This is a genomic window from Acinetobacter brisouisimilis (assembly GCF_000368265.1).
In the GTDB taxonomy this organism is placed as follows: Bacteria; Pseudomonadota; Gammaproteobacteria; order Pseudomonadales; family Moraxellaceae; genus Acinetobacter.
This window is the reverse complement of sequence record NZ_KB851219.1, coordinates 81702-102822: the sequence shown is the minus strand read 5'-3', so window position 1 is coordinate 102822 and position 21121 is coordinate 81702. Positions and strand designations below refer to the sequence as shown.

Sequence of the window (21121 nt, the reverse complement as noted above, 5' to 3'; positions counted from 1 at the left end):
CTAAAATTAGTGGTTGAACAATATTTGTTGAATTGGCGCTAAAACTTGTGACATTGCAGAAATTTTAAGTACAGGATCTGGATAAACACCGATCAACAGTACCAATGCTGCTGCACCAAGCACCATGATTCCACCCACTTTTTGACCCCAATGTTTTTCAGCGTCAATACGTGGCGTTTCTGGTGGTGTAAGGTACATCACAACCATAACACGTAAGTAATAGTATAAACCGATACCACTACCCACAATAATCATGGCAGCCAAGAACCAGTGACCTGCATCAACTGCAGCTTTAATCACCATGAACTTACCGATAAAGCCTGCTGTCAACGGAATACCTGCCAACGACAATAACATCACTGTCAAAGTCCCAGTCAAAACAGGACGACGCCAGAACAAACCACGATAGTCTGCAACGCTTTCAGCTTCATCGGTGTTGTTGTATGGGCTAGACATGAGAGTCACGACACCAAACGCACCAATGGTTGTTAATACGTAAGCAATCACATACATATTTACACTGTCGAGGCTGAAGTAGTTTTTGCTGACCAAAGCCACAAGCAAATAACCGAAATGTGCAATAGATGAATACGCAAGAACACGCTTGAGGTTGACCTGACGTACTGCAAGCAAGTTACCCACAATAATTGAGAGTACCGCAATAATGCTGATGATCAGGCTGATTGATGGAATCAACGCGCCCGCTGCAAGTAAATAGCGGACAAACAAACCAATGGTTGCAACTTTCGCAGCAGTTGCCAAAAAGGTTGCCAATGGCGCTGGTGCACCTTGATAAACATCTGGCGTCCATTTGTGGAATGGTGCTAACGATAGTTTGAACGCAATTGCGAAAATGATCAGACCAAGGCCCAAAATCACCATTGGGTTGCCCATTTTCACCATTTGCAGCAATGATGCAAAGCCTGTATAGAATGATAATGTGCCTGTATACGCATAAATATATGCCATACCCATCAACAACATCGCAGAAGCCGTTGCTGATAACACCAGATATTTCATTCCTGCTTCTAAAGACTTCTCACGTTCATGCGTATATGCCAAAAGACCATATACAGGAACTGACATCAACTCCAAGCTAATGAAGAATGATGCATAGTGAGAGCTTGCCACCATCAACATTGCCCCAGCAACAGAAGACAATAACAGCAAGTACAACTCTTCACGGTTGCCTTTATAGCTTTCAATATAGGCATGCGACAAAGTACAGCATGCCAAGGCAGAAACCAGAATCAGTAATTGATAAAGCATGGTAAATGGATCAACCATAAACATGTTCATCACATTGGCAGGTCTGAACTGCCCATTCATCATTTGCAAAATGATATTGAATGCTGCCAAGTTCAAACCAATAACGGATGCTGTTGCAATCAGATTATGATTACGTTTGATCGCCGTTAAGATCATGACCAGCACGATTGTCAAAGAGACAATCATGACTGGAGCAAGTGGCATAAGATCTGAAAATTGGATTGTGAAGTTCATGACTTATTGGATCTCCACATTATCAAGTTGGCTGACTGCTTGTTGCATCAAATCTACACCATTATGAACAGGAATATAGCTATTCGCTAACCACTGCATACTTGAATGAGACACATCAAGGAAGGATTGTGGGTAGATACCAAGCCACACTAGACCAATCACACAGATCATTAGAATCGCAATCTCACGTGCTGACAAATCTTTCAGTGGGTTTGCATAATGCTGTTTTTGCTCTTCGTTTGGAGTACCAAACAATGAACGATGAATCAAAATCAAGCCATAAAGACCAGCAAATACCAAGCTGATCGCAGCAATGATCGTGAATGTTGGATACTTACCAAATGCACCCATCATGATCAGGAATTCACCAATAAAGTTACCTAAACCAGGAATACCCACTAATGCTGAAATAAAGAACATTAAGAAGAATGGTAAATAACGGAATTGACCACGCATACCACCCATCAGGCGCATATCACGTGTATGTAAACGTTCATAAATCTGACCACACATAATGAACAATGCAGCAGAACATAGACCGTGTGCCAACATCATGATCATCAAACCTTGATAAGTGATGATGTTGCCTGCATAGATTGCAAGTAATACAACGCCCATATGTGAAATAGAACTATATGCCAACAAACGTTTCATGTCAGTTTGTTGATAAGCACACCATGCACCGTAGAAAATACCAATCAAACCAAAGATGATTGCAACATCGGCAAACTGTGCTGACGCTGCTGGGAAGAATGGAATTACAAAACGAAGCAAACCGTATGCTGCAGTTTTAATCAAGATACCTGCCAAGTCTACAGAACCTGCTGTAGGCGCTTGAGCATGTGCATCTGGTAACCAGCCGTGTAATGGGAATACAGGAAGTTTTACTGCAAAACCTACAAACATACACAACATAAAGCCATACGCAAAACTTGGTGGCAAGTGATTTGCAACAGCCAACAAGAAGTTGTAGTCAAAGTTAATCACACCATTGGTCATGATATAACCCCAGACCACTAGTCCAAGAATACTAATCAGCATGATCAAGCCTGAAACTTGCGTATAGATGAAGAATTTAGTTGCAGCGTAAACGCGTGAACGACCGTTCGAACCCGCATGTCCCCAAAGTGCAATCAAGAAATAGATTGGTACCAGCATCATCTCCCAGAAGAAGAAGAACAGGAACATGTCTATCGCAAGGAATACACCGATTACCCCACCTAAACTCCAAAGTAAGTTTAAATGGAAGAAACCAACATTCTTCTGAATTTCACCCCAAGAACAGCCCACTGCCAAAATACCCAAAAGTGCAGTCAAACCGACCATGAGCAATGACAAGCCATCTACAGCAAGGTGAATACTAATCCCCAGTGAACTAATCCACGGTAGATAAAATTGTGCTGCGAAAGTTGGCGCTTGTGAACCTAACTCGTAGTGATAATTACCATGGCTCCATAAGATTACAGTTAAGCCTAAGGTAATCACCATCCCGATCAGGGCAATCCAACGTGGAAGGTGCTGGTCGAGTTTATCGACCAACCAGCATATAAAACCTGCAATGAAAGGAATCAGAATCAGCGCGGGTAAAATTAAATTGTTTTCCATTTTATTTCCCCACTACCTGAACAACGATCAGGATCATCAGTAACACCACAATACCCAGTGACATACTTGATGCGTATTCACGCAATGATCCAGTTTGACGTGAACTTGTGAAACTGTTACCACCTTTCACTAAAGCTGGTAATACAAGCCACAAACTATCAATCGGATCACGACCTAAAATCTTCGCGATTAGTAAATAAGGTTGTACGAAAACGAGGTTATATAAAGCATCGAAACCGAACGCATTACGCCAGATGTGAGCAATACCTGCACCCAATGAGGTTTGAGCAAAAGCTTTAACCGCACCATAAGCAAAGACGAATAGCACTACACCAATCACTAGACCTACCAAGGCAACGCCAACAGCAGTATGCTCTGCACCTTTAACCAGTACTTCAACATTTTCAGGAACTTCAAATGCTGGAATACGTGCTGAAGTCAGTAATTTTTCAACAGGCGCTTTCAGTAATGCGCCTACACCTGTAGACAGTACCAATAGAATTGATAGTGGTGCCCAGTACGTAACACCCTTGATCTCGTGCGCATGAGTTTTTTCTTCACCAAAGAATACAACCCAGATTAAGCGGAATGTATAAATTGAAGTTAAGAATGCACCTGCAACACCGACCCAGTACAAGCTGTTATACAGTGGAAGATTTGCCAACATGCCGTGCGCATAAACTTCACCCAAGATCGCATCTTTAGAGAAGAAGCCCACAGTTAGGAATGGAATTGCTGCTAACGCGCCGCCACCCACAACGAAACATGCAAATACGAATGGAATCTTTTTCCAAAGGCCACCCATTTTGAAAATGTTTTGTTCATGATGACATGCCAAGATCACTGCACCAGAAGACAAGAATAATAATGCCTTAAAGAATGCGTGAGCCAACATGTGGAACAGACCAGCCTGGTATGCTTCAGCACCCACCGCCATAAACATATAACCTAACTGACTCATGGTTGAGTAAGCCAAGATACGTTTGATATCGGTTTGTACCAATGCTGCAAAACCAGCCACCAACAAGGTAATTGCACCTGTTACAGAAATAAACTGCATCACTTCAGGTGCCATTTCAAACACAGTGTGCATACGACAAGTTAAGTACACACCTGCGGTAACCATAGTCGCAGCATGGATTAATGCAGAAACAGGTGTTGGACCTGCCATCGCATCGGCTAACCAAGTTTGTAGTGGAATCTGTGCAGATTTACCCGCAGCACCCAAGAACAACATCAATGCTGTCCAGATAGCTAGTGAGTGATTTCCTGCGAGAACAAGGTGTGCATTTGCCACAATCGTTGCAATATGCAAAGTACCAAACTGTTGATAAAGCAAGAATAACGCGATCAATAAGAAAACGTCACCCACACGTGTAACGGTAAATGCTTTGATCGCAGCCCAACCATTGTCTGGATTTGAATAATAAAAACCAATCAATAAGTATGAGCAAAGACCTACACCTTCCCAGCCAAGGAACAATAACGCAAGGTTATCGCCAAGAACCAATACCAACATGCTCGCAACGAACAGGTTGAAGTAAGAGAAGAAACGTGCATAGCCATCTTCACCACGCATATACCATGATGCAAAGATGTGAATCAGGAAACCTACACCTGTGATCATGCCTGTCATTAATAATGATAAGCCATCAAGATGTAGACTCACTTCTGGTGCCAATGTACCAACACTGAACCATGTCCATAGATGTTGTACTACAGCTGTTGAACCGCTGTTGACAAACTCTAGCCCCGCAATCAATGCAAATAATGCAGACAGCCCCACTGAACCTACGCCAATAATCGCAGCAATATTTTCAGAAAGTTTATCGCGACCCACCGCTAATAAAATAAAGCCGATTAGCGGAAATAAGATTGTTAAATATAAATAACTCATCCGCGCATCTCACTCGCAGCATCCACATCCAAATGATGGAAGCGATGATAAAACTGAAGGACGATCGCTAGACCAATACAAGCCTCGGCAGCTGCCAATGTCAAAATTAAGATAAACATAATCTGACCGTCAGCTTGTCCCCAAACACTTCCTGCCAGCACAAAGGCTAATGCAGCAGCGTTCATCATGATCTCAAGACTCATCAATATAAATAGAAAGTTGCGACGCACCATTACACCGTAGAACCCAAGTGCAAAAAGAACGGTTGCAACAATCAAACCGTGTTCCAAAGGAATGTTACCCATCAGTCTTGTTCCTCTTCACCTGGTTCACGTTTACCTAAATGGAATGCTGCAACAAGTGCTGCGAGCAATAGCATTGCGGCAATTTCAACCAACAATAAATATTGGGTAAATAACGCTTGACCCACTGCTTTTGGTCCAATCACTGCTTTACCCAGCAATGCACCTGCTGGTGTGTAATCACTGCTGATCATCCACACCAAGGTCAAGCCCAATAAGAAGCTCAACAATGCAGGTACAGCCCAAGCATCAGACGTTAACCATTTACGTTCTTGCTCGACCGTGTGTTGCCCCAAGTTCAACATCATCACCACGAAAACGAACAAAACCATAATTGCGCCAGCATACACAATCACTTCAAGTGCGCCTGCAAACGGCGCACCCACGATCATGAAAATGCCTGCAACAGCAAGTAAAGAAATAATAAGGTTTAAAAGTGCATGTACAGGGTTCGAGTTAGTCACAACACGAACTGTAGAAACAATGGCCACAAGAGCCATTAAATAAAATGGCCACATCATGGTAATAAGCTCCGTACATCGACAGGTGCGCTTTCTTTTTGCGCTTGTCCTTTTTCTTTACCGTTAATTGCCATACCTGTTACACGATAGAAGTTGTAATCAGGGTATTTGCCTGGACCAGAAATCAGTAAGTTTTCTTTTTCATAAACAAGATCTTGACGTACATATTCAGCCAACTCAAAGTCTGGCGTTAACTGAATTGCAGTCGTTGGACATGCTTCTTCACACATACCGCAGAAGATACAGCGTGAAAAGTTGATACGGAAAAATTCCGGATACCAACGACCATCTTCTTTTTCTGCTTTCTGTAATGAAATACAACCTACAGGGCAAGCAACCGCACACAAGTTACAGGCAACACAGCGCTCTTCGCCATCTGGATCACGTGTCAGGACGATACGACCACGATAACGTGGCGGTACGATCTGCTCGGCGGGTACTTCTGGATATAAAATGGTGTCGCGTTTGCGCGTTGCATGGCTAAATACCATCCACAACGAGCGAACGACAGACCCTACACCAGCTAGAATTTTAAACATAATGTTCTCCCTGCTGTCTTAGGCCGCATGCTTCAATAGAATAACAGCACCAGTTATCAATAAGTTAACCAACGCCAATGGCAAGCAGATTTTCCATCCGAAGTTCATGACCTGGTCATAACGTGGACGAATTAAAGCACCACGTGCCAAGATGAACATCATGACAAAGAAAGCAGTTTTGATAATGAACCAGAAACCTGCTGGAATAAATGGAATATCCAAATTAAATGGTGCAAGCCATCCACCGAAGAATAACGTTACGATTAAAGATGAAATTAGAATGATGTTGATGTATTCAGCAACGAAGAACATCCCCCATTTCATACCACCGTATTCAACATGGTAACCTTCTGACAATTCTTGCTCTGCTTCAGGTTGGTCAAATGGATGACGGTGAGTCACCGCAACACCGGCAACCACAAACACCAAGAAACCAACAAACTGAGGAATGATGTTCCACATATCGCGTTGTGATTCAACAATCTCACGCATGTTGAAGGAACCTGCAATTGCAACCACACCCATTAGGGAAATACCCAAGAACACTTCATAAGAAATGGTCTGTGCAGAAGAACGTAGCGCACCGAGTAAGGCATATTTGTTGTTAGAAGACCAACCACCGAACAATACTGCATAAACTGCAATACCTGCCATTGCCATAAAGAACAATAGCCCGATGCTCATGTCTGCTACACCCATAAATGGGCTTACAGGAATCACCATGTAAGACAGCACAGCCGTTGCCATCGCAACAGCAGGTGCTAAACGGAATGTTAATTTATCTGCAAACTTTGGTGTCCAGTCTTCTTTGAACATGATTTTCAGCATGTCGGCAACAATTTGTAGTGAACCAAATGGACCTACACGGTTTGGACCGTAGCGGTCTTGCCACAAACCTAAAAGACGACGTTCAACAAAAGACATCAGTGCTGCAAAAATCACAACGACCAATAAAATCAAAATTGCTTGCACAACCATATAGGCGATTGGCCAATCTGTTGCCCATACAGGTAGAGCGCGTAAATTTTCGTGCATGATTACACTCCTACCGACACAGCAACAGGTTCAGCCAAAGAAACTGTTGGCGCTAAACCAATCGGATAACCAATATAGCCTGTTGGCAAGTATTCAATCACTTGCACAGGTAAGCTAATGCTGGTTTCCCCTGCTTTTACGGTAATTTTTTGACCATCTTGAAGATTTAAACGAGATGCATCTTGTTCACCAACAGCAAAAACTGCTTCTGGAATGCGTGACTGCATTGCAGGTGTTTTGATGGTAAATTCACCTGAAGCAAAAATATGATGCATTGGAACCAAACGGAAGCTGTCTGGGTTAGTCAAAACCGCAGAAGGAGCAACATAGCTACGTGCTGGACGTTTTGGTAAACGATCAAATAGACGAACGCCTGCGTCACCACCTTTCAAGTGACCACCCACTTCATCTTGGTATTTGTTCCAAGATTGTGGAGAGTTCCAACCTGGTGCCCATGCAAATGGAACCAATGATGCTGCTTTTTGCGGACCAACATAACCTTCCATTGAGAATGTTAATGCTGAGTCAACGTCAACAGGTTGTTTTGGTTCATGTACAGAAATCGGTGCACGTAATGCTGTACGACCTGAATAACGGCGTGGTTCACGCGCAATTTTCAAACCATGAACACGATAACCTGCATCTGGTGCAACATCTTGAATTGCTTCAAGTACTGGTACATTTTTCACGACAGATTCAATCACGTCATCGAGTAATGTCCAGTCAATCGCTTTACCACGTAGGCCCGTTTCAATCGCATGCAACCAGCGCCATGATTCTTTAATCGCGTATTCTGGTTTGTAGTAGCTTGGATCATAAACTTGATAAAAGCGTTGCGCACGACCTTCTTGGCTGACCACTGTACCATCACCTTCAGCAAAGCTTGCTGCTGACAATACAATGTTGGCTGCTTTCACAGTTTCAGTTTCGCTGTGATCAAGCACAATCACATCTTGTGCTTTAGCAAACGCAGCTTGAACTTGAGTTGCAGGCAAACGACGGAAAAGATCATTCTCAACCACAACAACAGTGTCATAGTCTTGTGCAAAAGCTTGCTCTAGGCTTAAACCACCAAACAGTGCCAGACCCATTGAGTTCACTTCAGGAACAACCAAAGTTAAACCTGCTGTTGCACCCAAGTTTTGAGTCAACTGAGCTGCTGCTTCCATAATCGCTGGATCTTGTAGGCTTGTACCTGCAATCACCAATGGTTTTTTCGCAGCTTTCAACGTATCTGCAATCGTTTGCGCAAATGCTTTGGTATCATCATCTAGACCCAGAACATTTTCACCTTTGACTGCTGCTGCAACTGCAAAACCTAAACGTGCGATGTCATTTGGAGAAGCAACCACTTCACCTGTCGCTACATCAGCTAAACGCGTTTGTGTCGCTGCCAAGATATAAATCGGAGATTTCTCATCTTGACCAATACGTGCAACAGGTTCAGCTAACCAGTCTGGTGTACGACGATCTGCTGCCATTTGTTTAGCTTTGTTTTTCGCAGCTTGGCGAACAGACAATGCCATACGTGGTGCAGTTTGAGTTAGATCTTCACCCAAAATGAGTACCGCATCATAACTTTCAACTTCACGTAAAGTTGGGTTATAGATACCTTCGGTTTGCATGATTGATGCAGCAAGTTCAACCAATGACTGCTCTTTTTGCGTCATCCCTGTTGAATAATTGTCTGAACCCACCAATTCACGTAGCGCATAGTTAGATTCAAGGCTTGCACGTGGAGAACCGATACCCAAGACTTTTTTGCCTTGTAATTTAGCAATCACAGCATCAAGTGCCTGATCAACTGAAACAGTTGTCACTTCAGCTTGATTACGCAATTGTGGCTGACGTGGACGATCTGCACGGTTGACATAACCTGTGCCGAAACGACCTTTGTCACATAAGAAGTATTGGTTCACATCACCGTTGAAACGGTTTTCTATACGACGTAATTCACCATAGCGCTCGCCTGGAGAAATGTTACAGCCTGAAGAACAACCTTGGCATACGCTTGGCGCATACTGCATGTCCCACTTACGGTTATAACGCTCTGAGTGAGTTTTATCGGTAAATACACCTGTTGGACACACTTCAGTCAAGTTACCAGAGAACTCAGACTCTAAAACACCTGATTCTGGACGACCAAAGTACACACGTGATGCATTGGCATATACGCCAAAATCCGTACCACCTGCGTAGTCTTTATAGTAACGAACACAACGATAACACGCGATACAACGGTTCATTTCATGTGCAATAAATGAACCCAGTTCTTGGTTGTGGTGTGTACGCTTGGTGAAACGGTAACGACGACGGTCATGTCCTGTCATCACTGTCATATCTTGTAAATGACAATGACCACCTTCTTCACAGACTGGACAGTCATGTGGGTGGTTTGTCATCAAGAATTCAACCACGGACTCACGGAAACTTACCGCTTCTTTGTCTTCGATTGAAATATAGGTATTGTCGGAAGCAGGCGTCATACAAGACATCACAAGACGTCCGCGTGTATCCTCAGGGTTTGCATACTGAGTGACAGCACATTGACGGCAAGAACCAACAGAACCTAAGGATGGGTGCCAGCAAAAATATGGGATATCAATTCCCAGAGATAAACATGCTTGCAGCAAGTTCTCTGACCCATTAACTTCGTACTGTTTTCCATCGACATGAATTGTAGCCATAGTCGAGTTCCTTAAGCTTGTGCTACGTTGCTAGTTTGAGCTACAGGACGATCTGTCACTTTTGCTTCAAACTCGCTACGGAAATGTTTGAGTGCGCCCATTAATGGCTCCATCGCACCAGGTGCGTGAGCACAGAAAGTTTTGCCAATCCACAACTTACGGGTCAGTTCCTGAAGATGTTGAATGTCTTCCATCTTCCCTTCACCGTTTTCAAGTGCTTTAAGCGCTTTCACTGCCCAAGGCAAGCCATCACGGCAAGGTGTACACCAGCCACATGATTCACGTGCAAAGAACTCTTCTAGGTTACGTGTTGCTGAAACCATACACTGCGTTTCATCTACCACCATGAGCAAACAAGTTCCTAAACGTGAACCTGCTTTCATGATGCTTTCAGCATCCATTGGAAGATCAATGTGTTCAGCAGCCAAGAAGTCTGTAGACGCGCCGCCTGGCAACCATGCCTTGAGTTTAAGACCATCACGCATACCACCAGCATGATCTTCGATCACTTCTCGTGCGGTTGTGCCAAATGGCAACTCCCAAAGACCAGGGAACTTGACTTTACCCGATGCACCGTAGATTTTCGTACCAGGATCTTTCGATTTTCCTGCTGACAAACCGATATACCATTCTGGACCACGTAGCAGAATTGCTGGCAAGTTATTGTAGGTCTCAACGTTGTTGACAATCGTTGGACGACCCCAAGCCCCTGCAACTTGTGGGAATGGTGGTTTGGTACGTGGGTTAGCACGGCGACCTTCTAAAGAGTTAATCAATGCAGTTTCTTCACCACAGATATAACGTCCTGCACCAGTGTGCACATACAGCTCGAAATTCCAACCTGTATCTAGAATGTTGTCACCCAAATAACCTTTAGCACGAACTTGTTCTAAGGCTTCGTTCAGGTACTGCGCAGCTTCGATGTATTCACCACGAATAAAGATATAACCTTGGGTCGCTTCTAAGGTATATGCTGCAATCAGCATACCTTCGATCAACTGATGAGGAAGTCTTTCCATCAACAGACGGTCTTTAAACGTACCTGGTTCCATCTCATCGGCATTACAGATTAGGTAACGAGGACCACCATCATTTGGTGCCATCAATGACCATTTAATCCCTGCTGGGAAACCTGCACCACCACGCCCTTTTACGGTTGCAGCTTTAATGACTTCCAGCACATCTTTCGGTGGCATGGTAATCGCTTTTTTAAAGCCCGCATAACCTTCTAGCGCTTCGTAATCATCCGCATTACGCACATGTTCTTGTTTGCTTAAGCGCCAAGTCAGTGGATGCGTTTCTGGGTTACCGTCGCCATAAATTGGTTTTGGTTCAGTATTCATACATACTTCTCCAATAACTGTTTGATTGAAGTCACTTCAACCAATCCATGAGTATCTTCATCAATCATCAAGGTTGGACCTTTATCGCAGTTGCCCAAACAGCAAATCGGCAATAAAGTGAAACGGTTATCTGCCGTTGTTTGTCCAAACTGAATACCTAATTCACGCTGAAATGCTTCAGCCAAGGTTTCAGCGCCCATCAAGAAACACGCGATTGAATCACAGAGTAAAATGACGTGGCGACCTACAGGTTGGCGATAGATACGGTTATAGAATGTTGCTACACCTTCTAAATCGGCAACACTGATCGTGAGGAGCTGCGCAATCGCATTTAATTGTGCATCATCTACCCAGCCATTACGGCGTTGTACACACTTCAAAGCATCAAGTGATGCTGCACGTGGGTATGGATAATGATCAATGTGATGTTCAATCTCATGAATTTCGTCCGCAGTCAAAATCCCTTCAACATTTACACGTGGCTTTTTATCAGTCAAAATCATCATAATGCGTTACCCCTTAGCGATCCACATCGGCCATAACCACGTCAATGGTTGCCAAGTAAATGATCAAGTCAGACACCAAACTGCCATTAATCACCGAAGGAATTTGCTGTAGGTGAGTAAATGTTGGTGTACGAATACGCGTACGATAACTCATGGTTGCCTTGTCAGAGGTCAAGTAATAGTTACTTGCACCTTTCACCACTTCTGCCATTACAGATGCCTCACCAGCTGGCATGACAGGACCCCAAGAAACGCTCAAGAAGTGCGTAATCAAGGTTTCAATGTCTTGTAATGTCTTGTCTTTCGGTGGTGGAACAGCCAGTGGATGATCCGCTTTGTATGGACCAGATGGCATGTTGTCTAAACATTGCTTCACGATTTTCAATGATTCACGAATTTCATGGAAGTGAACCATCACACGTGCATAAGCATCGCCTTCGTATTCAACAGGCACTTCAAAGTCGTAATTTTCATAACCGCTATATGGGCGGTATTTACGAACGTCAAAGTCAATCCCTGTCGCACGTAGACCTGTACCTGTCACACCCCAAGCCAATGCAGATTTCGCATCGTACTGAGCAACATTACGGGTACGACCAATAAACACAGAGTTCTTTAACGCTGCTTTATGGTATTCATCCAAACGCTTAGGCATCCAGTCCAGAATTTCACGAATCAGATGTTGCCAGTTGTTTGGAAGGTCGTGTGCAGTACCGCCGATACGGAACCAAGCTGGGTGCATACGGAAACCAGTGATGGCTTCAATCGCATCATAAATTTTTTGACGGTCAGCAAACATATAGAATACTGGTGTCATACCACCCGTATCCTGAATTGCTGTACCGATGTAAAGCAAGTGGTTATTGATACGGAATAATTCCGACATCATTACACGGATACACTGTGCACGATCAGGCACTTTAATGCCTGCAAGCTGCTCCACACCCATGACATAAGGCATGTTTTGCGCACAACCACCCAAGTAGTCTACACGGTCAGTGTAAGGAATAAATGAGTGCCATGTTTGACGTTCAGCCATCTTTTCCACACCACGGTGGTGATAACCGATATCAGGAACACAGTCTTTAACTTCTTCACCATCGAGCTGCAAGATCACACGGAATGCACCATGCGCAGATGGATGGTTAGGACCCAAGTTCAAGAACATGAAGTCCTCGTCCTTGTTACCACGTTTCAGTCCCCAATCTTCGGGAACAAAACGTAAGTGTTCTTGTTCGAAATCTTGTTTCGCCTTGTTTTGCATATAAGGCGTATATTCCGTTGCACGTGCAGAATATTCTTTACGTAGCGGATGCCCTTCCCAATAGGTTGGCAACAAGATACGACGCAACATTGGATGACCGTCAAACTTGACACCGAACATGTCATAAACTTCACGTTCGTACCAGTTAGCATTTGGCCAAATGTTGGTTGCGGTTGGAATATTCAGATCACTCTCGTTTAAAGCGACTTTTACACGAATATCGGCATTACGCTCTAGCGATAGCAAATGATAGAACACTGTGAAATCTGATGCTGGCAACCCTTCACGATGTTGACGCAAACGTTCATCAACAGCAGACAGGTCAAAAAGCATCACGTATGGGCGTGACACGGTACGCAAGAACATTAAGACTTCTTGCACACGTGCACGCTCAACCCAGACCGTTGGAAAATCTTCACAAGTCGGTTGCACGTAGAAGTTTTCACCGAATTTGGTTTTCAGCTCTTCTACAATTGCAAATGCTGGGCGCGAATCAATTTGAGTCGATTCTTCTGGCATAGCAATTTCAGTTTCAGCCATTGGCTTGGCTTCCTTTTTAATACAAATTCTTTTTAACCCTAACGACAAATCACCCATAAGTGGGTGATGAACAGTCCATCGTTAAAATTATTTAATCTCATCCATAGAGCGTAAGTTTTTCACTGCAATACGTTCTGCATTTTTACGGTCACGTTCTGGCATCATCTTTGGCTTATACACAGGCTTAAGATCATCACCAATCACCGCAGATAATGGACGGCGCTCTAGCTGAATTTGGTCTTGCAAGAGCATTAATGCTTGGATTAATGCCTCTGGACGTGGTGGGCAACCTGGAATATAAACATCTACAGGAATGATTTTATCGACACCTTGTACAACCGAATAAATATCGTACATACCGCCAGAGTTGGCACAGGCACCCATAGAAATCACCCATTTAGGTTCAAGCATTTGTTCATACAAACGTTGAATAACAGGCGCCATTTTTACAAAGCAAGTCCCAGCCACAATCATCAAGTCAGCCTGACGTGGTGAAGCACGAATAACTTCGGCACCGAAACGTGACAAGTCATGCACACCTGTTAAGGTAGTCGCATACTCGACGTAGCAGCAAGATGTACCAAAGTTAAATGGCCAAACAGAGTTTTTACGCCCCCAGTTGACCACATTGTGCATCACGTCTTCCAAACGAGTCATAAATACGTTTTTATTGACTTCTTCCTGAAGAGGATCTGTGACAATTTGACGCTCTTGAAGGGGATACTGGTCAGCCTGTGGATTGGCACGGGTTAAGGTATATTTCATCCCGTATTACTCCTTGTCAGAAGTTGCTGTGGTCTTTTTGACTCGAGATTGAGCCGGAACATGACCCGTAGGGTCTTTAACCAACTCATCAATTGAATTAAAACGCGTGATCTCTGCGATATCCATATTTGGAGAGCCAATTTTTGGTAATATGCCTGCCGCTTTACGACGGTCAAATGGTGACCAGTTCAACGCACCTACAGAAAGCGCATAAACAAGACCAATCAACAAATCGATAATAAAGACGGTTGCAGTTGAAAAACCCAACCAGCCTACTTCACGCACAGCACCAGACCATGCATAAAGATAAAGTGCTTCGATATCAAAAATGACAAAGAAGATAGCGACAAGATAAAATTTTGCAGACAGGCGAATGCGGGCACCACCAGCACCAACAATACCTGACTCAAACTGCTCTTGTTTTGAACGACCCCATGACTTACCTCCTAGGAGTAACGGAACTGTAAGCATAAAGACGCAAAGGAATGTAACGCCGATCACGAAGGCAATCGTTGCCCAATCGTATGGAGTAATGGCACTCATGCGGGGATAACTCCTGGCAGGCCTAATTTTAACAAAAAGGATGTATGTATTGGCCTAAAAATACACCAAACACAAAATTAAACACTTCAATTGTACCTGATTTATGATTTACGTTGCTAGGCTAATCTCTCTTGTTATCTCTAGCCTTTGGCATAATACTCTGTGTGGTTTTTACGCAAAAAGACGACTAAAAGTGTGGTAATCCATACTTATCGATTAATACTATTATCTTTTTAAAAAGTCACTTTTTTTTCAATTATTGTATTTTTCATGCCATTTTTTACAAAAAATTGGCTTTTTTCTCTAGCAAAATACTCCAAAATTTTTACTAAATTTTATAGAAAACAAGAATAATTCTCTATTATAAAGTCATGATCTACACTTTAATTTATTACAACCTTACAACAAATTCTTTAAATGTTTTTTATGTATGCACTCCATTTGAGAAAAATCATCATTCAACATGATTTCTCATATTAACGCACCATGCAACATTTATAAAAAATTTATCATGACGCAACATTCTAAAAATAGACCCTAGACATCTTCTACAAAAATTGTATGAGAACGCTTACGGTTACAACACAAATTTGGAAAACTATGCTATATAAATAAAAAAACACATAGAAATATCAATTAAATCAAATATAAGGATTCAACAATGAGCTTAGACATCTCACATAAACCAAATTATTTCATGTTTGCGCAATTACTGGTGCACTTTATTGAAAATCACCTACCTGTTCATCCAAACACCCAGCTCAAAATCCCTTTTGATCAATTGCAGCACTTGTTTCAGAATGATCTTGCTGCAACAAGTATCAATTTGGAAGGCATACTCAATATCGCCGATGAATATAAAGTTGAAACATTATCTGGCGATCAAAGACTTATTGAGTTTTATCAGATTGATCATGAACAATTAAACTTGACTCTTGATCTGAATGCTCAGGCAATTTCCGAACTGCTACAAGGCAAACCGTTAATTATTCCTGATACAACACTATATGAATAAATCACCGAATAAAAAAACCACCCTAAGGTGGTTTTTTAAACTACGTGCAAAATATTGAGTTATTTTGCTTCATAAATACTGATTTCAACACGGCGGTTTTGTTCACGACCACTCGCTGTACTATTTGATGCAATCGGGTTAGATGCACCATGCCCTTCTGAATTCACACGGCTTGATGGAACACCTTGGCTAATCAAATATTGAGCGACAGCATTCGCGCGGTTATTAGACAACGGAATATTAATTGAATCATTGCCTGTGTTGTCAGTATAACCTGTGACTAAAATCGCACTCTTGTTATCTTCAGTCAAAGTTTGTGAAACTTTATTTAGAGTTGAATAGAAGTTTGGTTTGATATTATAAGAATTGGTATCAAAAGTGATGTTACCTGGCATCACCAAACCAACCGAACCGTCTGGATTACGGTTCACTTCAACCCCTGTACCTGCCATTTGCTGGCGAAGTTTTTGCTCTTTTTTATCAAGATACAAACCACCTGCAGCACCAAGAATGGCACCAATCGCAGCAGCACGGTTATTTTGTGCACTTGAATTCGCACCAGCTCGTGATAAGCCATAACCTGCAAGTGCCCCTAAACCTGCACCAATCGCAGTTTTTTGATAATCACGGAAGCCACCACTACTACCTGTAGCACCAGAATTCGTACCAGTGTTCATACTTTGACAACCTGACAATGCCAAAGCCCCGATGACTGTAGAAATAACCAATGCACGCATCGCATGCCTCCTTGTTGTGTTTATTTACATGTAAAAAATTATGAAAGAATATACTTTCGTAAAATACTGATTTTTTGTTAAAAAACGAGGGTTTTTTAACAAAACAACAGTATTCATACCAGTTTAAGCATAAGCTCTCCTTATTTTCTACAGAGTAGATACAATTTGAAAGATTTATTTTGACTCTCTCTAGGTCGATCGTTATCTTTACTATGCGAGATTTAGGCTAGGAATTTTTATGACATCTCATCGAGCCAAACAAAGTTTATTCAAAAAAATTACACGCGGCATGACTGTTGGTTCTGTCATTACAGGGAGCACATTTTTACATGGCCCTCCTGTTTTAGCCTTGGGACTCACCAAACTGTTTAAACAATCACGCAAGGTGGATGAGACCAATATTCAGATTACCAATAGCTGGTTAAGTGTAAACAATTGGCTGATTGATCATGTTTTGCCAAATACCCAATGGGATATTCATATCGATGAGGATCTCGACCTGAACTTGCAAGGGCGTTATCTCATGCTCTGTAACCATCAAAGCTGGGTCGATACCACAGTTAATCAGTATTTCGGTTTAACCCGTATGCCATTGACGCGTTTTTTTACCAAATGGGAACTGATTTTTATTCCTTTTGTGGGGCAGGCATTTAAAATTTTGGGTTTTCCAATGATGAAGCGTCATAGCAAATCCGAGATTGCTAAAAACCCAGAGCTAAAACATCGTGACATTTTAGAAGCGCGCAAATCTTGTGAACAACTGCTCAGTCAACCATTCACATTGCTCAATTATGTCGAAGGTACACGTTTTACGCCTGAAAAACATGCTCAGCAGAAATCACCTTATCAACATTTACTTAAACCTAAAGCTGGTGGTCTGGCATTAGCGCTAAATATTTTGGGAAATCAGGTTGATGCCTTGGTGGATATGACCATTGTCTATCCTGATGGTATTCCAGATTATAGTGAGTTCTGGCTTGGTGAAGTACCTCGTATTGCCATACATTTACGTAAAATTGACATTCCAGCATGGGTTTTAGCGGGCAGCTATGAAGATGATCGCGAATATCGCGCCAAATTCCACCAGTGGCTAGCACAAATCTGGAAAGAAAAAGATCAGTTAATTAGCGACATTAAAGCCAAGTATTCCGTTTAAATAAAGACAAGGCATCATGCAAAATTCAAGAAAAGTTCCGAGCTTCCAAGCGATTGACCATAACTCCTTACAGTGGAAAATCTATTTGGGTTATGACATTTTCATGATGTTTATTATCGTCTTTAATTTATTTTGCCTTGGCACAAATGCCATCCTGATGAGTAACTTTTCGAATTGGTTCACTGAACATTTGCATATTACTCATCTACTGAATTTTTATAAAAGTGCATTACATCCTTGGGTAAATAAAACAGAAGGCTGGTTTATTTGCTTTCTTGTATTTGAATTCACAATACGCTGGTTTCTGGCAATTACACAACGCCATCATCAACGCTGGTTTTTCTTTCCATTTATTCACTGGTATGAAGTTCTTGCGATTATTCCCCTGTTACGTTTTTTGCGTTTGTTTCGCGTAGGGATTATTGCCTATCGTTTGCATGAATTGGGTTATGAAGTTATTCCTGAGGGATGGCGTAAAACTGCAAAATTTTATTATCAAGTGGTTATGGAAGAATTATCGGATCGGGTTGTGATTACGGTCATTGACGGTATTCGCTATGAACTTGACACCAGTTCCACGCATAAGAAAATTATTCATGAGCTGGTTGACCGCCACCGCGAAATGTTTGCACAAATGGTGGCTGATCTGTTAAGGGAAAATATTGCAACAGAACTTCAACGTCAACAACAAGATTTAGCACAGCATGTTGGTCAAGTTGTTGAAAAAGCTGTGATTGAAACACCTGAACTACACCAGTTATTACGCTTATTCCCGATTATTGGCAGTCGTTTAGAAGAACAGATTCAAAGTATCGGAAAACGCCTAGGTGAAAATATTACCCAAGGGCTCATTGAACCTTGGGCACAGCCTCAAAGTCCTACATCCAATACCCCATATCAGCAGATTGCAGACAAAATTAGTGAGGTAGATCTCAATAATGCACAGCTTGAGCAATTGGTTGAATCTGCTGTTTATGAAAGTTTGGCTGCAATTCGCAAACAGGTCAAAATCAAGCAATGGCAAAATATCTTGATCGCTGCCGATCAAAATAAATAACAAAATGAACATGCCTGATTTTTCCCGACAAATATTCATGATTTTTTCTTGCTGGTGCTAGAGAATTACAGCAAATTGATCTAGGATTTGAGCTATTTACAACATACTTTGACTTATTACTTATTTGGTCAAAAGCCTCTAAGGAAATATCATGGCTGATATACGCATTACCGGCAGAATGGTTAATTTTACCCGATTAACCTTCGATACAAATGATCATGATGCTATTCGCCAACAACTCACTCAAATGCTCGAAGACACTGGTTCTCACGGCGCAGCGGTCATTTTAGACAGTACCGTCGAACAAGAGCTAATCGAATTAATTCAAATACTGATTAGTCTCGATTTACAACCAATGGCCGTTATTGATGGGTTACTTGGTGATGAAGCTCGTAGTATCCAGTTCCCTGTTCTTCCTGCAGATCGTCCTTTACAAAGAATCAAGCCAACACACGAACAAGTGATTGAACAAAAGGATGATAAAGATCAAAATAGCGACAACAGTAAACAAAAATCAAACGCTGTAAACCATGTGACTTCATATCATAATGAAATGTTGCGTACGGGACAGTGCTTAATCCAAGAGCATGGCGATGTGATCTTAAATGCCAGTATGAATAGTGGTTCAGAAGTGATTACTTCTGGCAATATTTATATTTATGGTACAACACAAGGACGCATTATTGCTGGTGCGAGCGGTGACCCGACAGCACGTATTTTTTGTCAGTGCTTAAATGCCGAATTGGTCTCGATTGCGGGGACTTATTGTGTCGCAGACGACATTCCCGCGCATGTTGCGAAAAAAGCGGTACACATTTATTTAAATGATGAGCATGAACTTGAGTTCGAAGCGCTAGAAATCTAAGGTATGATTCGTCTTACTTAACCATTGAACATTTTATTTTAATTGCAAATGACCATAACAGGAGTGGATTCGGTGGCCAAAATTGTTGTCGTAACATCAGGCAAAGGTGGTGTAGGTAAAACTACAACAAGCGCATCATTTGCAACAGGCTTAGCCTTACGTGGTCACAAAACTGTAGTCATCGATTTTGATGTCGGTTTACGTAACTTAGACCTTATTATGGGCTGTGAACGCCGTGTTGTTTATGACTTTGTTAATGTCATCAATCATGAAGCTCGTCTACAACAAGCATTAATTCGCGATAAAGACATTGAAAATCTTTATATTTTACCTGCATCACAGACCCGTGACAAAGATGCTCTTACCGATGATGGTGTTGAGCGTGTGATGAATGAACTTGCTCAGGAATTTGACTATATTGTCTGTGACTCTCCTGCAGGTATTGAACGTGGTGCAATTTTGGCAATGTATCATGCCGATGAAGCCATCATTGTGACTAACCCGGAAATTTCCTCAGTACGCGACTCTGACCGTATTATTGGTATGCTCGATAGCAAAACTAAAAAAGTTGAGCACAATGAAGGTCGTATCCGTAAACATTTATGTATTACTCGCTTTAACCCTGAACGTGCCGATCGTCAGGAAATGCTGACGATTGATGATATTTCTAAAGATATTTTGCGTATTCCAACGCTGGGCGTAATTCCTGAATGTCCAAGCGTATTGCAAGCATCCAACGAAGGTAAACCTGTCATTTTGTATACAGAGTCGTATGCTGGGCAAGCTTATGATGATTTAGTTGCCCGCTTTCTTGGAGAAGATCGTCCGTATCGTCATATTACGGTAAAACCTAAAGGCTGGCTGGCACGTTTGTTTGGAGCATAATCATGGCAGGATTTTGGAGCAAATTATTTGGTAGTGACGATAAAACCCCAAGCGCACAGATGGCAAAAGACCGTTTAAAGGTTATTGTTGCTTCTGAACAAGGCTTAGGTCGTCGCTTGAGTCAAGACAAAATTGATCAGATGAAAAAAGAGATTATGCAAGTGGTCAGCCGCTATGTTCGCGGCGTTGATGAACAGCATATCCAAATGCAAGTACGTTCAGAAGCCAATATTGAAATGCTTGAGATGAATATCAATTTACCTGAAGATCATTAATTTCAATTCTGATTAGCTAAATATAATAATTCAAGGCAAAATATGCGGCTGGATAAGCAAACTAAAGCTTTATCCAGTCGC

Annotated in this window: 20 protein-coding genes; 6 read left to right on the top strand and 14 right to left on the bottom strand. The window is 42.2% G+C overall.

From position 1 onward, the window contains the following. Window positions 1-6 precede the first annotated feature (6 nt). The 13 genes from nuoN to ndhC all read right to left on the bottom strand — a co-directional run bounded on the left by nuoN (window position 7) and on the right by ndhC (window position 15050). Entirely contained in the window at window positions 7-1503 is a 1497-nt protein-coding gene (nuoN, locus tag F975_RS04165) for an NADH-quinone oxidoreductase subunit NuoN (RefSeq protein ID WP_004750673.1), read from the bottom strand. A 3-nt stretch (window positions 1504-1506) separates the two neighbouring features. Further along, window positions 1507-3108, bottom strand: coding sequence for an NADH-quinone oxidoreductase subunit M (gene nuoM, locus F975_RS04160; RefSeq protein ID WP_004750671.1), 1602 nt, complete (start codon window positions 3106-3108; stop codon window positions 1507-1509). A gap of 1 nt (window position 3109) precedes the next feature. After that, window positions 3110-5005 carry an NADH-quinone oxidoreductase subunit L gene (gene nuoL / locus F975_RS04155; RefSeq protein ID WP_004750670.1) on the bottom strand — a complete coding sequence of 632 codons (1896 nt, stop codon included), beginning with the start codon at window positions 5003-5005 and terminating at the stop codon, window positions 3110-3112. After that, window positions 5002-5310 (bottom strand): NADH-quinone oxidoreductase subunit NuoK, encoded by a 309-nt coding sequence (gene nuoK / locus F975_RS04150; protein WP_004750668.1) that lies wholly within the window; start codon window positions 5308-5310, stop codon window positions 5002-5004. Before nuoK ends, nuoL begins: the two co-directional genes overlap by 4 nt. Continuing rightward, entirely contained in the window at window positions 5310-5825 is a 516-nt protein-coding gene (nuoJ, locus tag F975_RS04145; RefSeq protein WP_171063155.1) for an NADH-quinone oxidoreductase subunit J, read from the bottom strand. Before nuoJ ends, nuoK begins: the two co-directional genes overlap by 1 nt. Further along, window positions 5825-6367 carry an NADH-quinone oxidoreductase subunit NuoI gene (nuoI, locus tag F975_RS04140; protein ID WP_004750662.1) on the bottom strand — a complete coding sequence of 181 codons (543 nt, stop codon included), beginning with the start codon at window positions 6365-6367 and terminating at the stop codon, window positions 5825-5827. The genes nuoJ and nuoI overlap by 1 nt, the downstream gene beginning before the upstream one ends. A gap of 18 nt (window positions 6368-6385) precedes the next feature. Beyond that, window positions 6386-7402, bottom strand: a complete 1017-nt coding sequence (gene nuoH, locus F975_RS04135; RefSeq protein WP_004750660.1) for an NADH-quinone oxidoreductase subunit NuoH — start codon at window positions 7400-7402, stop codon at window positions 6386-6388. A 2-nt stretch (window positions 7403-7404) separates the two neighbouring features. Further along, the gene (gene nuoG, locus F975_RS04130; RefSeq protein WP_004750658.1) at window positions 7405-10089 is read right to left on the bottom strand and encodes an NADH-quinone oxidoreductase subunit NuoG; all 2685 of its coding nucleotides are present in this window, start codon (window positions 10087-10089) and stop codon (window positions 7405-7407) included. A gap of 11 nt (window positions 10090-10100) precedes the next feature. Next, window positions 10101-11432, bottom strand: coding sequence for an NADH-quinone oxidoreductase subunit NuoF (nuoF, locus tag F975_RS04125; RefSeq protein ID WP_004750657.1), 1332 nt, complete (start codon window positions 11430-11432; stop codon window positions 10101-10103). Beyond that, window positions 11429-11938 carry an NADH-quinone oxidoreductase subunit NuoE gene (nuoE, locus tag F975_RS04120; RefSeq protein WP_004750654.1) on the bottom strand — a complete coding sequence of 170 codons (510 nt, stop codon included), beginning with the start codon at window positions 11936-11938 and terminating at the stop codon, window positions 11429-11431. The genes nuoF and nuoE overlap by 4 nt, the downstream gene beginning before the upstream one ends. 13 nt (window positions 11939-11951) lie before the next feature. Then, window positions 11952-13742: an NADH-quinone oxidoreductase subunit C/D gene (gene nuoC / locus F975_RS04115; protein WP_004750652.1), complete on the bottom strand. Its 1791-nt coding sequence runs from the start codon at window positions 13740-13742 to the stop codon at window positions 11952-11954. 87 nt (window positions 13743-13829) lie between these two features. Continuing rightward, window positions 13830-14507 (bottom strand): NuoB/complex I 20 kDa subunit family protein, encoded by a 678-nt coding sequence (locus tag F975_RS04110; RefSeq protein ID WP_004750650.1) that lies wholly within the window; start codon window positions 14505-14507, stop codon window positions 13830-13832. 6 nt (window positions 14508-14513) lie between these two features. Further along, complete coding sequence (gene ndhC, locus F975_RS04105) at window positions 14514-15050, bottom strand: NADH-quinone oxidoreductase subunit A (protein ID WP_004750648.1); 537 nt, start codon at window positions 15048-15050, stop codon at window positions 14514-14516. 661 nt (window positions 15051-15711) lie between these two features. On the opposite strand from ndhC, the gene F975_RS04100 reads away from it, so the two are divergent. Continuing rightward, window positions 15712-16065 (top strand): hypothetical protein, encoded by a 354-nt coding sequence (locus F975_RS04100; RefSeq protein WP_004750646.1) that lies wholly within the window; start codon window positions 15712-15714, stop codon window positions 16063-16065. A 59-nt stretch (window positions 16066-16124) separates the two neighbouring features. Here F975_RS04100 and F975_RS04095 read toward each other — a convergent pair whose 3' ends face one another. Then, window positions 16125-16802, bottom strand: coding sequence for a YiaD family glycine zipper/OmpA-like lipoprotein (locus F975_RS04095; protein ID WP_004750645.1), 678 nt, complete (start codon window positions 16800-16802; stop codon window positions 16125-16127). A 238-nt stretch (window positions 16803-17040) separates the two neighbouring features. On the opposite strand from F975_RS04095, the gene yihG reads away from it, so the two are divergent. The 5 genes from yihG (at window position 17041) to minE (ending at window position 21040) form a co-directional block, all read left to right on the top strand. After that, the gene (gene yihG / locus F975_RS04090; protein ID WP_004750643.1) at window positions 17041-17958 is read left to right on the top strand and encodes a 1-acylglycerol-3-phosphate O-acyltransferase, YihG family; all 918 of its coding nucleotides are present in this window, start codon (window positions 17041-17043) and stop codon (window positions 17956-17958) included. A gap of 16 nt (window positions 17959-17974) precedes the next feature. Further along, on the top strand, window positions 17975-19015 hold the full coding sequence (locus tag F975_RS04085; protein ID WP_004750641.1) for a hypothetical protein: 1041 nt from the start codon (window positions 17975-17977) through the stop codon (window positions 19013-19015). 151 nt (window positions 19016-19166) lie between these two features. After that, a complete protein-coding gene (gene minC, locus F975_RS04080; protein ID WP_004750639.1) occupies window positions 19167-19880 on the top strand; it encodes a septum site-determining protein MinC in 714 nt (237 codons plus the stop codon). 72 nt (window positions 19881-19952) lie between these two features. Next, window positions 19953-20765, top strand: coding sequence for a septum site-determining protein MinD (gene minD / locus F975_RS04075; protein ID WP_004750636.1), 813 nt, complete (start codon window positions 19953-19955; stop codon window positions 20763-20765). Between the two features lie 2 nt (window positions 20766-20767). Further along, window positions 20768-21040: a cell division topological specificity factor MinE gene (gene minE / locus F975_RS04070; protein ID WP_004750634.1), complete on the top strand. Its 273-nt coding sequence runs from the start codon at window positions 20768-20770 to the stop codon at window positions 21038-21040. Window positions 21041-21121: the final 81 nt, after the last annotated feature.